Genomic DNA, 12,491 nt, shown 5'->3' on the forward strand with positions numbered 1-12,491 from the left:
GTATAACAATTAATAATTGCTAACACAATCTAAATACGGTTATATATTAACATCATAATTAATATAATAACTGCTCCTATATTCATTGATACTATATACCAACTTAGTTTCCCATTTTCACTCAACGTCAAACCATTCTTAATACAACATAAAAATGATGTGATAATATGCACAATTACATCAACTGGATCATAATAAGACAATTTTTTGGTTATAAACAAATATGGTTTTACAAATATTAATTTGTAAAACCAGTCAAACCCCCACCCATAATAACATAACAATACTATGTATCGCTCTGCTAATTCTTCTGCACGAGGTCTTACAACCTGTCTTGTAATCCCACGTAAAGAATCTACCCAAAAAATTGATGCCAACCAGACACCAAAAATCACTAAGAACCCAGATACTATTTCAAAATAGATTCGACTATAACTATACGCTGCGCTAACATTGATACTCACTGCATCTATTAATGCAGGTAATTTTATCCATCCTCCAATAAACGTAGATAATAATGATAACAAAATCAAAGGCAAATTTTGAGTAATTTTATTAGAGAAACGTGGCTCTATTTTTCTATCACCATGAAACACAACAAAAATCATACGAAACGTATAAATAGGCGTTAAAAACGCCCCTATTAATCCAGACAACAAGAAAAAATAATCATGATTAGCTAATGTTTTCAACATAATCATTTCTTTTGAATAAACTCCAGCAGTAATTATAGGTATTCCAGATAAAGATGCTCCGCCTATTAAAAAACAAAAATAAATTAAAGGTATAAATTTATATAATCCTCCCATTTTAAAAATATTTTGTTCATGTCTACAAGCATAACTTAATGAACCTGCGGCTAAAAATAATAACGCTTTAAAAAAAGCATGTGTTACCAAATGCAACATAGCTGCATCCCAATGTTGCCCGCCAAGTGCTAAAAACATATATCCTATTTGACTCATAGTAGAATACGCTAAAATCTTTTTAATATTACTTTGAAACAATGCTGAACAACTGAATAGTACTACGGTTAATGAACCAATAACGCCAGTCAAATATAAAATGCTCGGAGTCATCAAAAAAAAGTTATTCATGCGAATTATTAAATATACACCAGACGTTACCATAGTAGCCGCATGAATCAATGCCGATACTGGAGTTGGTCCAACCATAGCGCTTATTAACCAAGTGTGTAAGGGTAATTGAGCTGATTTACCTATTGCTCCAATAAGTAGCATCAAAGATATCCATGTAATTTCATTGTAAGCCTGACATGATGAATATTTCAATTCTAATGTTAATAATTCATTTAAACTTAAAGTATGATATTGATCATAAATCATGAACAATGCACATATCAAACATATATCGCCAAAACGAGTAGTAATAAATGCTTTTAAAGCTGCTGTTCCATTCCTAGAATCAAAATAATAAAAACCAACTAATAAATAACTACACAGACCTACACCTTCCCATCCAAAATACATTAACAATAAATTATCTGATAAAACCAAAAGCACCATGTTTGCCATAAATAAATTAGTATAAGCAAAAAAACGAGAATACCCTTCACATCCTCTCATATACCAAACGGCATATAAGTGAATAATAAATCCAACGCCAGTAATTACTGATAACATGATCAAGGATAACCCATCTAATCTAAGTGCTACAGTAACGCATAAATCATTAATAGAAAACCACGTCCAAAGCTCCTGAATAAACGCAAAAGTAACGTAATTACTAGAATTACAACAAAAATCAAATATGATGCATATAGTAACAAATGCTGATACACCTATAGTACCTGCTCCTATTATAGCAGAAGTATTTTCAGACCATTTTCCTTGAGAAATAGCTAACGTAATAAATCCTAACAATGGAAAAAGTATAGTCAAAACAAGTAGATTCATCCACGCATCTCTCTAATATTATCGACATGTAATATGCGATAACGACGATACAATTGAAGTAATAATGCTAAAGAAATTGCAGACTCAGAAGCAGCTAAAGTGATTACTAAAATATACATAACTTGCCCATCCGCTTGCTCCCAACAAGATCCTACTATCACAAATGCTGAAGCAGCAGAGTTAATCATAATTTCTAGCCCTAACAGGATAAACAATAAATCACGTCTTATTATTATACCTACTAAGCCCAATATAAATAAAATTATAGATAAACTAAGACCATGCGATAAAGGAATCATATTTTATATTCTTGTGATTGAATAGAATCAACACAATCATCAGATAATGTATATTCTTGAGACAAATGAAATACAGAAATCAATGCACTCAACAACAAAAATGACGCTAGCTCTACCATTAATATATATGGCCCAAATAACACAATGCCAACTTGCTTTACGTCTATGACTGACTTATGTATATTTATCAAATAATCTGTTAACCCAAAAGAAATATACAGCAAGATGATAAGTAATATACCCAATAGTAACACAACACCACAACATAATATGGGGCTTAAAAATCTACTATCTTGTTGCATAGCAAATATAATAGTTTTCGTGTTAAGCATCATTATTACAAATACAAATAGAACCATGATAGCTCCAGCATAAACAATAATTTCCACGGATCCAGCCAAAGATTCTCCTAAAGAGAAAAAATTACATGATATAGATAAAAATGAAACAATTAAATATAACAAGGCATGCATTGGATTATAATGTAATATTACACATATCGTAGATAGTATGGCTATAATGCCAGAGATATAAAATAAAGCCGTCATAACACACACTCCTCATTGACCTTCGCTTGAAAATTAAGGTAGTATGTTTTTAACATTTATGGGCTTCGATTCTTTTTTCGCGTCTCCCTTTTTTTTATCTAAGATTTCTTTACCAGAAAATTGATAAAAATCATATTCAGAATATTTTCCAGGACCCGATATTAATAAATCAGATTTTTCATACACTAAATCATGTCGTTTAAAATCACTCATTTCAAAATCCGGAGTTAATTGAATAGCTGCTGTTGGACACGCCTCTTCACACAACCCACAAAAAATGCATCTAGAAAAATTGATCCTAAAAAATTCTGGATACCACCTTCCATCTACAGATTCTCCTTTTTTCAAAGAAATACACCCTACTGGACAAGCTACAGCGCATAAATTACAAGCCACACAACGTTCTTGACCTGATGGATCTCGAGTCAATACGATACGCCCACGATATCTGGGTGACGGAATATACGGAACATCGGGATACATCATAGTTTCACGTTTACTAAATGCTTGTATTCCTATCATCCAAATACTGCGCAATATAGAACCAATATCTATAAAAATTTTTCTTAACTTCATCATATATATTAACCTATATTAATAAATTACAACAAAATGACAACAGCAGTACTTAATAAATTTAATAACGTAAGAGGCAAAAAAAACTTCCAACTTATCAACATAACTTGATCGTATCGCGGACGTGGTAACGCTGCGCGTATCAATATGAATAAAATTAAAAATAAAAAAGTTTTACTAAAAAACCAAACAGCAGGAGGAAACCAAGGCCCTTGCCACCCTCCAAAGAATAATGTGACAATAAATGATGCAATAACAATCATATTGATGTATCCAGAAATAAAAAACAAACTAAATTTAATACCAGAATATTCAATATGATAACCATCAGCCAGCTCTTGTTCTGATTCTGGTTGATCAAATGGATGCCTATGACATAGAGCCATACCCGCTAAAAAAAAAGTAATAAATCCTACAAATTGAGGGATTACATTCCATAAATATAATTGATCTTCAACTATATTTTTGAGATTAAACGATCCAGATTGAGCAACTACGCCCATTGTAGATAATCCTAAAAATACTTCGTAACTAAGCGTTTGAGCCGTAGCGCGCACAGCGCCAATTAAAGCATATTTATTGTTGCTCGCCCAACCTGCAAGCAATACCGAATACACCATTAATCCCGATATCATAAGAAAAAATAATATACCAACATTGCACTCCAATATTATCCATGTAGGAGTAAAAGGGATAATTAATACACTCATTAACGATGAAATAAAAGCTATCACTGGAGCTAAAACAAATACAATACGATCAGAAAATGGAGGAACCCAATCTTCTTTAAACATAATTTTAATTAAATCGGCACATAATTGCAATGAACCATTCCAACCCACCCTATTAGGGCCATAACGATTTTGAAACAAAGCTAATAATCTACGTTCTAAAAAACTCATATATGCGCCACAAACGACTATTGCTACCAAAATAATTACTGCATGTACAACAGCAGAAAAACAATGTGTTGTAACAATTTCTGATGAACAACAAATCACAATAATACTCCTTGAACATCTTGCGCATACATACCAGATAAAAATACAGGAATATCTGGAAGACCTAAAGGTAATCCAATATGGCCTGTAGGTAGATTAGTACTTAATTTTATTGGTAAACATAAAACTTGATCGGCACATGTAAATTTAAGAAACATATTTTTTTGTATTTTTAGTTGTAACGCATCCAATTGACTAAGCATAACATAAGGATTTGGCATGCAATCTTGAATACACTTAGATCGCTGAGAAGTCTCTTCACTTCCAAATAGATGCCAATAAGGCACTATTACCCACCGATCAACATTTTTAATAATTTTCAAATATTTAGGAGGAACCATATGAAACCAATTTAATGTTGCGCTGTCATCAGTACATAATAAACGTACTCCCGGATCTCCAGAATATAAATGTCCACCCACTTTATCTTGAAATTTATTCCAAGCTTGTGGAGAATTCCATCCTGGAGCCCATGCGAACGCTACCTGTTTATGCGATGATTGAACGTTATGATTACCCTCCATAGAAAAAGAGAACATTGTATCATCATCTTGTGATACACAAGGTTCATGTATATCAAGATTAGCATAAATAGCTGTACGTCCGCTGTAACGATGCGGTGCACGAGCTAATTTTTGTCCATGGATACGAAAAGATGCGTCCGGTGATGCCGATCTAATTCCAATTAATTTTGGAAAAAAATAAATTATAGCATCTATAATATGATCAATATGCAAACTTTTTTTTCTAATATAACTTATATAAAAATCATGTATTAAATATAACCATCTCCAACTTTCTAAAATAACTATACTTCTTTCATAACTCTGTGGCTTATATAATCGAAAAAATCTTTGTGCACGTCCTTCGTAATTAATCACAGTTCCGTCACTTTCAGCAAAACTAGAAACTGACAACACTAAGTTCGCCTTCTCTTGAATCAGATTATATTGATGATCTAATACGATTAAATAATTAACCTTATTTAAAGCCATATCAACTTGAGTTGACTTTGCATGACGATACAAATCATTTTCTAACACGATTAAACCAACAGATGAGGTATCATTAGTACAAATATCTACAAGAGCAGCATCAAGACTTTTTTTACCTAGCATGACTAAACCCATACTATTCACTTCACCTACAATGAAAGTGATTCCAACTTCACTCCCACGATTTTTTAAAGCACGAGCAATATTTGCTGCCGAAGCAATTAATTCTTTACTACCTGAATTACTTCCTGAAATAATTAATGGTTTACGCGACTCCATCAATTTTTGCACAGCTATATTTAATTTATCATTCAATTTAGAATCAAAATCTTCAACCTCAGGAGCAGTATTATCTATCGCATGAGCGATAGCAAAACCAAACCGTGCTTGATTTTGAACCGAATCGTAATAAGTTAACACAGCAACATCATCTAATTTTGTTTTATCTATACCAGTGATTAATATAGGATTATTAATGCCTTGCGAACTATTTATAATAGCCGCAGACTGCCAATCAAAAATTCCTTGAGCTTCTGCGTCTTTACGGGCTTTCCCCTTAGCAGCTTGTCGTACTGACAGTGCTACCCGTGCTCCAGTTTGAGTTAAATCCTCTCCTAATATTAAAATGGTATCATAACTTTCTACTTCACGTAACGACGGAACATAAATACCACTATTGCATAATATTTCAAGAATTAACAATAATCGTTCTTGCTCGAAACTATCAACACCAGTATAAAAATTATCTGGTCCCACTAGTTTTAATAAAGCAAAATTGCTTTCCATGCTAGCGCGAGCAGACCCAATGCCAATCATCTTGCTACAATTATACTTTAACGCATTGGCAGCTTCTTGTATCGCTTGCGTTTCGTTGAGCACAACCCAATCATCGCCTTGTCTATGGGATGGATTCTTAGGTCTATTACTAACATTAACATAGTCGCAACCAAATCGACCGCGATCACACAAAAAATAACCATTAATATTCCCATTATAACGATTTTCAACACGACACAACTTCCCGTAACGTTCGCCTAAAATAATATTACATCCAACACTACATTGTTGACAAATACTAGGTGCAAAAATCATATCCCATTTACGAGCATAATGCTTTGATTGCGTTTTATCAGTAAATACCCCGGTAGGGCATATTTCTATTAAATTTCCAGAAAACTCATTTCGCAACATGCCATCTTCTACTCGCCCAAAATAGATGTTATCATGCACCCCGAACACACCTAAATCATCACCACCAGCGTAATCATTATAATAACGTATACACCGATAACAAGTAATACACCTATTCATTTCGTGCGCAATAAATGGTCCTAAATATTGATTATAATGTGTGCGCTTAGAAAATCTGTAACGACGATATGTCTGCCCGACCATTACTGTCATATCTTGAAGATGACAATTACCTCCTTCTTCGCATATCGGACAATCATGAGGATGACTAATCATCAATAACTCCAATATATTCTTTCTAAATTCTTCTACCTCATTATCAAAAATAGTGATCAAGCTACCATCTGATACTGGTGTCATACAAGACATCACCACACGACCTTGCGTATCGTTTATCTTATTATCATAATATTGTTTGACCGCACATTGTCTGCAAGCACCCACACTACCTAAAGCAGGATGCCAACAAAAATAAGGAACGTCGAATCCAAGAGACAAACATACCTCCAGTATATTTTTTGAATCTTCCACTGTATACTTTTTCCCTTCTATATAAATAGAAATCATCATTTTAATATACCAATTTTATTTTTATTCGTACTTTAAAAAAAAATTAAAAAATTAACCAATATACACCATTCATATTACACACATAAATTATGTGCAAATTCATTTATTTATCTATAAAAAATTTAATTAATTTGAATACAACTAATACGATGTGTTTCCTGTCTATAAAATTTACAAACACCCGATTCAAATTCATTTCGAAAATATTTCAAAGCACTTTTCAAAGGTTCTACAGCGCCTGGAGCATGAGCACAAAAAGTTCTTCCAGGCCCAAGTACACAACACAATTGCTCCAATAATTCTATATCGCCAGGCCTACCATCCTTCCTTTCCAAAGAAATCAATAATTTTACTATCCAAGGTAAACCATCTCTACATGGAGTACACCAACCACAAGATTCTCGTGAAAAAAACTCTTCTAAATTACGAACTAAGGAAACCATATTTACGGCGCTATCTATTGCTATTGCCATTCCAGTTCCAAATCTACTACCAGAAGCAGCAATATTCTCAAAATCCATCGGTGTATCTAAGTGATCTTGAGTTAAAAAATCTGTACTTGCACCTCCTGGTTGCCATGCTTTTAAAATAACACCAGTACACATACCTTGAGCATAATCTTCTAAAATCTCTCTAGCAGTAGTACCAAAAGGTAACTCCCAAACTCCTGGTTTCTTTACTCGACCGGAAAATCCCATTAATTTTGTACCCGAATCATTACTTTTTTTAGCAGAAATGTTCTTATACCAAGTTACTCCATGTTCAATAATTCCTGGAATATTACATAATGTTTCAACATTATTGATACATGTAGGTTTTCCCCATAATCCTACGTGACTTGGAAACGGAGGTTTAGCGCGTGGCACAGCCCGACGCCCTTCTAAAGCATTAATCAATGCCGTTTCTTCTCCGCAAATATATCTTCCAGCTCCTGTATGCAAGAATAATTCAAAATTAAACTCACTATTCAAAATATTTTTACCAATTAATCCAATTGATTTGATCTCAGCAATAGCACGAGTTAAATATTCCGCTACAATCATATATTCATATCTCAAAAAAATATACGCTCGTGATACTCCTAAAGCATAACTTGCAATTAATATACCTTCTAATAATAAATGAGGTAATCGTTCCATTAAAAATCGATCTTTATAAGTTCCTGGTTCCATTTCATCTGCATTACATACTAAATAACGAGAACAACTTGATTTGTTTTGAAACATCATAGCCCATTTTATTCCAGTAAAAAAACCCCCACCACCACGACCTCTTAAACCGGAATCTCTAACTAATTCAATAATCTCTTCTGGAGACATACGAGTAATTGCTTTATATGCAGCTAGATATCCATTTCTAGATTGATATTCATGCAACCATACCGGTTGTTTATCGTGACGCATTCTCCACGTAAGTGGATTATTTTCTGCATTAGCATCATGAACATTGTTCATAAATATTGTCCTAACAATTTTGGGATCATTCCTGGAACTATACAAGAATAAACATCTTTATTTATCATAATGACTGGGGCTTTATGGCATATACCTAAACAACAAGTAGGTAATAAGGTAAAGCGATTGTCTGCAGTTGTATCACCTGCTGTAACGTTTAACACATATGTTAAAGTTTTTTTAATTTTTTCACATCCAATCAAATAACACACTACGCTATCACAATATCTAATAATATGACGACCTACCGGTTGACGAAAAATTTGATTATAAAATGTAGCTACACCTTCTACATCAACCACAGAAATATGTAATAATTTAGCAATCAATGTAATTGCTTCATCTGGAACCCAACCACGACTTTCTTGGATAATTTTTAACGCTTCAATAGAAGCGGCACGTACATCTTCATAATGTGTGCTCTCTTCTTGAATAGCATTAAATTCTTCTTTACTTAATCGAAAACAACTATCATTAGTTAAACTAACAGACATATCACTAGTTTTAATCTTACTCATATTTTCTCGTTTATTAACGATCCACATCAGACATGACAAAATCAATACTACCTAAATACACAATTAAATCAGATATTAAACCGCCACGAATAACATGTGGAATTTGCTGTAAATGAGGAAAACTAGGAGTACGAATACGAGTACGGTAACTCATAGTATTCCCGTCACTAATTAAATAATAACTATTAATACCTTTAGTCGCTTCAATCATCTGAAAGGATTCATTCGCTGGAATCACGGGACCCCATGATACTTGAAGAAAATGAGTAATAAGAGTTTCTATATGTTGCAAAGTGTATTCCCTCATGGGAGGAGTAGTTAAAGGGTGATCTGCTTTAAATGGACCTGTTGGCATATTCTGCAAACATTGCTTCAAAATAAGTATACTTTGATATATTTCTTCTACTTTTAACATTACTCGACTATAAGAGTCACTAATTCCGTTTCCGATTGGTACATCGAAATTAAAATTTTCATATCCAGAATAAGGACGTGATTTACGTATATCAAACTCAATACCAGTAGCACGTAATCCTGCGCCGGTGACTCCCCAATCTAATGCTTCTTTAGCATTATATGCGCCGATGCCACAAGCACGTTTTTTTAATATACTGTTTTCCAATCCTGACTTAACATAAAAAGAAACACGATGTGGCAACCAATCAAGACATTTTCTCAATAGAGAATCCCAGCCTATAGGCAAATCATTAGCAACTCCTCCAATACGAAACCATGCTGGATGCATTCGAGATCCGGTAATCGCCTCGATGACATCGTATATTTTCTGCCTATCAGTAAACGCTAAAAAAACTGGAGACATAGCGCCTACATCTTGTAAATAAGTACTAATATATAACAAATGGCTATTAATTCTAAACAATTCAGACAACATAATACGAATGAATTTTACTCTATCTGGTACTACAATTCCGGCAAGTTTTTCAACAGCTAATATATAAGGCATTTCATTTACACATCCCCCTAAATACTCAATTCGATCAGTATAAGGAATATAACCGTGCCAAGTTTGTCGTTCTCCCATTTTTTCGGCACCTCGATGATGGTAACCAATATCTGGAACACAATCTATAATTTCTTCCCCATTCAATTGTAAAATAATACGAAATACTCCATGCACTGAAGGGTGATTAGGACCTAAATTAAGAAACATAAAATTTTCATGTTTAGCATACTTGTGCATACCCCATTCTTCTGGATTAAATAATAATTCCTCCATTGCTAAATCTTCTTTTTGTTTTGTAAGAGTAAAAGGATTAAATTCTGTAGCACGAGCTGGATATTCTTTTCGTAATGGATGCCCGTTCCAGCTCTTTGGCATAATTATACGCGTCAAATTAGGATGATTATCGAAATGAATTCCAAACATTTCCCAAGTTTCTCGTTCATACCAATTCGCATTTACAAACAAAGAAACTATCGTTGGTACATATAGAGACTGTTCTAACAAAGGCACTTTTATTATTATATCATCATTACGTGATATAGAAATTAAATGATAAAACACTGTAAAATCTGATTGCGGTAATCCCTCACGATGTATACGCAATCTTTCATCTATACCATGTAAATCATACAACATAATATACGGTTTTGATGTTTTTTTTAAAAATGTCAAGACTGGAATCATTATCTCACGTTTTATCCAAATTATTAAACCCCCGGTATGAGCGGATTGTAATACAAAATCTCTAGAACTGAACATAGATAATAAATCGGCTAATATTGGATAATCATTCGCAACAACAGACTCTCCTGTAAGATCATCATGCATAATATCATCTACCAACTAATTATAATTAATTACTACAAAATCTACCCTAAATCTTGATCATGTCTCACTATTTCATTTCGATAATATGAAATCAAATTTCATCATCTGGATGAGATAAAACAGTCGTTGCAATGCGGGTATTACTTTTACGTTGACGTTCTGATTGCATATTTCTACTATATATCCCTCTATCTCCTAATACCCAAGAAAGTGGACGTCGTTCTTCACTAATAGATTCTTTTAGTAATAACAATGCTTGAATATATGCTTCGGGTCTAGGTGGGCATCCAGGAATATAAACATCCACTGGAAGAAATTTATCTATTCCTTGCACCACAGAATAAATATCATACATACCACCGGAATTTGCGCAAGCTCCCATAGAAATTACCCACTTGGGCTCTAACATCTGATCATATAATCGTTGTATCACTGGAACCATTTTAATAAACGGTGTACCTGCTATAACCATAAAATCTGCTTGACGAGGAGATGCGCGCAGCACTTCTGACCCAAACCGTGCAACATCATGTACCGCAGTAAACGCGGTAGTCATTTCTACATAACAACAGGATAACCCAAAATTATAAGGCCATAAAGAATTGCTTCGTCCCCAATTAACAATTTTATGTAAAAAAACACTTAGTTTTCCAAAAAAAACGTTCCGTTGAATGTTTTTTTCTAACGGATCTAACACAGCCTTTTTTTCTTGAAGAGGATATTTTTCATCTTCACTATTACTCGACCGAACTGTCGTTAAAGTATATTTCATACTTGCTACCTTTTATTACTTTTTTTTAAGCATTTTTCAGTACCGAGATTAAAATAGCTCACGCAATGACCACGTTGTGATAATTGTACTGTCCAATTAAACATACCAATTCTGATTAAATACACTAAACTCACTAATAAAATCAGAATAAAGACAATAATCTCATTAAACCCTAGCCAACCCACATCTCGTATAGATACAGCCCAAATATATACATATATCCCCTCTACATCAAAAATAACAAAAACCATCGCGATTAAATAAAATTTAACAGAAAATTTTATTCTAGCATTCCCTATAGATTGAACACCCGACTCAAATGGCACATTTTTAGCGCGCGAATAAGAATGTCCTCCTAAAAAATGTCCACAAAACAACATAAAAATACATAAAACCAAGATACCAACTATAAATGCTATCAAACCCCAATAATGAATATCATGCAAATTATATACCTTTTTTCTTTTATTATTAAATGACGAAATTAACACCCAATTATATAGTTTAATTACTACAAATCATAAACAATTATTTTACTTGTAATAAATAGTCTTATATAAAAAAATCAAATTTTCTGATCATTTATTAACAACTGATTTTATTAATTATAAAACTACTTAATGCAATCATTTTGATTAAATATAAACTATAATTAACAATAACGTAAATTCTATGTATATATTACACACCGTTATAATATACTCATGAATATTTGTTTGATACCATAAAACATAATAATAATAATACAATTGTAGAATATAATTAGACTAACTAAAATTTAAGATATTATTATAATAATTCTTTAGGAAAATTATTCTCAAATAAATAATCATAAAATCGTATAAAAAATTATTTTTTC

At 32.9% G+C, this 12,491-nt stretch carries 11 protein-coding genes; all 11 read right to left on the minus strand.

Annotation, left to right across the window (positions count from 1 at the left end; all coding sequences use genetic code 11):
• Positions 1 to 29 precede the first annotated feature (29 nt).
• The 11 genes from nuoL to ndhC all read right to left on the minus strand — a co-directional run bounded on the left by nuoL (position 30) and on the right by ndhC (position 12,012).
• A complete protein-coding gene (nuoL, locus tag CBquer539_RS02500) occupies positions 30 to 1,916 on the minus strand; it encodes an NADH-quinone oxidoreductase subunit L (RefSeq protein ID WP_500836301.1) in 1,887 nt (628 codons plus the stop codon).
• Positions 1,913 to 2,215, minus strand: a complete 303-nt coding sequence (gene nuoK, locus CBquer539_RS02505; protein WP_500836302.1) for an NADH-quinone oxidoreductase subunit NuoK — start codon at positions 2,213 to 2,215, stop codon at positions 1,913 to 1,915. The genes nuoL and nuoK overlap by 4 nt, the downstream gene beginning before the upstream one ends.
• Complete coding sequence (gene nuoJ / locus CBquer539_RS02510; RefSeq protein WP_500836303.1) at positions 2,212 to 2,763, minus strand: NADH-quinone oxidoreductase subunit J; 552 nt, start codon at positions 2,761 to 2,763, stop codon at positions 2,212 to 2,214. The genes nuoK and nuoJ overlap by 4 nt, the downstream gene beginning before the upstream one ends.
• A gap of 33 nt (positions 2,764 to 2,796) precedes the next feature.
• Entirely contained in the window at positions 2,797 to 3,339 is a 543-nt protein-coding gene (gene nuoI, locus CBquer539_RS02515; RefSeq protein WP_500836304.1) for an NADH-quinone oxidoreductase subunit NuoI, read from the minus strand.
• A 26-nt stretch (positions 3,340 to 3,365) separates the two neighbouring features.
• A complete protein-coding gene (gene nuoH, locus CBquer539_RS02520) occupies positions 3,366 to 4,319 on the minus strand; it encodes an NADH-quinone oxidoreductase subunit NuoH (protein WP_500836750.1) in 954 nt (317 codons plus the stop codon).
• A 17-nt stretch (positions 4,320 to 4,336) separates the two neighbouring features.
• Complete coding sequence (gene nuoG, locus CBquer539_RS02525) at positions 4,337 to 7,096, minus strand: NADH-quinone oxidoreductase subunit NuoG (RefSeq protein ID WP_500836305.1); 2,760 nt, start codon at positions 7,094 to 7,096, stop codon at positions 4,337 to 4,339.
• 122 nt (positions 7,097 to 7,218) lie between these two features.
• Complete coding sequence (gene nuoF / locus CBquer539_RS02530; RefSeq protein WP_500836306.1) at positions 7,219 to 8,550, minus strand: NADH-quinone oxidoreductase subunit NuoF; 1,332 nt, start codon at positions 8,548 to 8,550, stop codon at positions 7,219 to 7,221.
• The gene (nuoE, locus tag CBquer539_RS02535; RefSeq protein WP_500836307.1) at positions 8,547 to 9,068 is read right to left on the minus strand and encodes an NADH-quinone oxidoreductase subunit NuoE; all 522 of its coding nucleotides are present in this window, start codon (positions 9,066 to 9,068) and stop codon (positions 8,547 to 8,549) included. Before nuoE ends, nuoF begins: the two co-directional genes overlap by 4 nt.
• Positions 9,069 to 9,081: 13 nt before the next feature.
• Complete coding sequence (gene nuoC / locus CBquer539_RS02540; protein ID WP_500836308.1) at positions 9,082 to 10,860, minus strand: NADH-quinone oxidoreductase subunit C/D; 1,779 nt, start codon at positions 10,858 to 10,860, stop codon at positions 9,082 to 9,084.
• Positions 10,861 to 10,951: 91 nt separating this feature from the next.
• Entirely contained in the window at positions 10,952 to 11,632 is a 681-nt protein-coding gene (locus CBquer539_RS02545) for a NuoB/complex I 20 kDa subunit family protein (protein ID WP_500836309.1), read from the minus strand.
• 5 nt (positions 11,633 to 11,637) lie between these two features.
• Complete coding sequence (gene ndhC, locus CBquer539_RS02550) at positions 11,638 to 12,012, minus strand: NADH-quinone oxidoreductase subunit A (RefSeq protein WP_500836751.1); 375 nt, start codon at positions 12,010 to 12,012, stop codon at positions 11,638 to 11,640.
• Positions 12,013 to 12,491 lie beyond the last annotated feature (479 nt).

This window comes from Blochmannia endosymbiont of Camponotus quercicola (assembly GCF_059935335.1).

What these genes read in the sequence shown, in the direction of transcription:
- nuoL (WP_500836301.1), bottom strand. Translation starts at nt 1,916, where the DNA reads ATGAATCTACTTGTTTTGACTATACTTTTTCCATTGTTAGGATTTATT.
- nuoK (WP_500836302.1), bottom strand. Translation starts at nt 2,215, where the DNA reads ATGATTCCTTTATCGCATGGTCTTAGTTTATCTATAATTTTATTTATA.
- nuoJ (WP_500836303.1), bottom strand. Translation starts at nt 2,763, where the DNA reads ATGACGGCTTTATTTTATATCTCTGGCATTATAGCCATACTATCTACG.
- nuoI (WP_500836304.1), bottom strand. Translation starts at nt 3,339, where the DNA reads ATGAAGTTAAGAAAAATTTTTATAGATATTGGTTCTATATTGCGCAGT.
- nuoG (WP_500836305.1), bottom strand. Translation starts at nt 7,096, where the DNA reads ATGATGATTTCTATTTATATAGAAGGGAAAAAGTATACAGTGGAAGAT.
- nuoF (WP_500836306.1), bottom strand. Translation starts at nt 8,550, where the DNA reads ATGAACAATGTTCATGATGCTAATGCAGAAAATAATCCACTTACGTGG.
- nuoE (WP_500836307.1), bottom strand. Translation starts at nt 9,068, where the DNA reads ATGAGTAAGATTAAAACTAGTGATATGTCTGTTAGTTTAACTAATGAT.
- nuoC (WP_500836308.1), bottom strand. Translation starts at nt 10,860, where the DNA reads ATGCATGATGATCTTACAGGAGAGTCTGTTGTTGCGAATGATTATCCA.
- CBquer539_RS02545 (WP_500836309.1), bottom strand. Translation starts at nt 11,632, where the DNA reads ATGAAATATACTTTAACGACAGTTCGGTCGAGTAATAGTGAAGATGAA.
- ndhC (WP_500836751.1), bottom strand. Translation starts at nt 12,012, where the DNA reads ATGTTGTTTTGTGGACATTTTTTAGGAGGACATTCTTATTCGCGCGCT.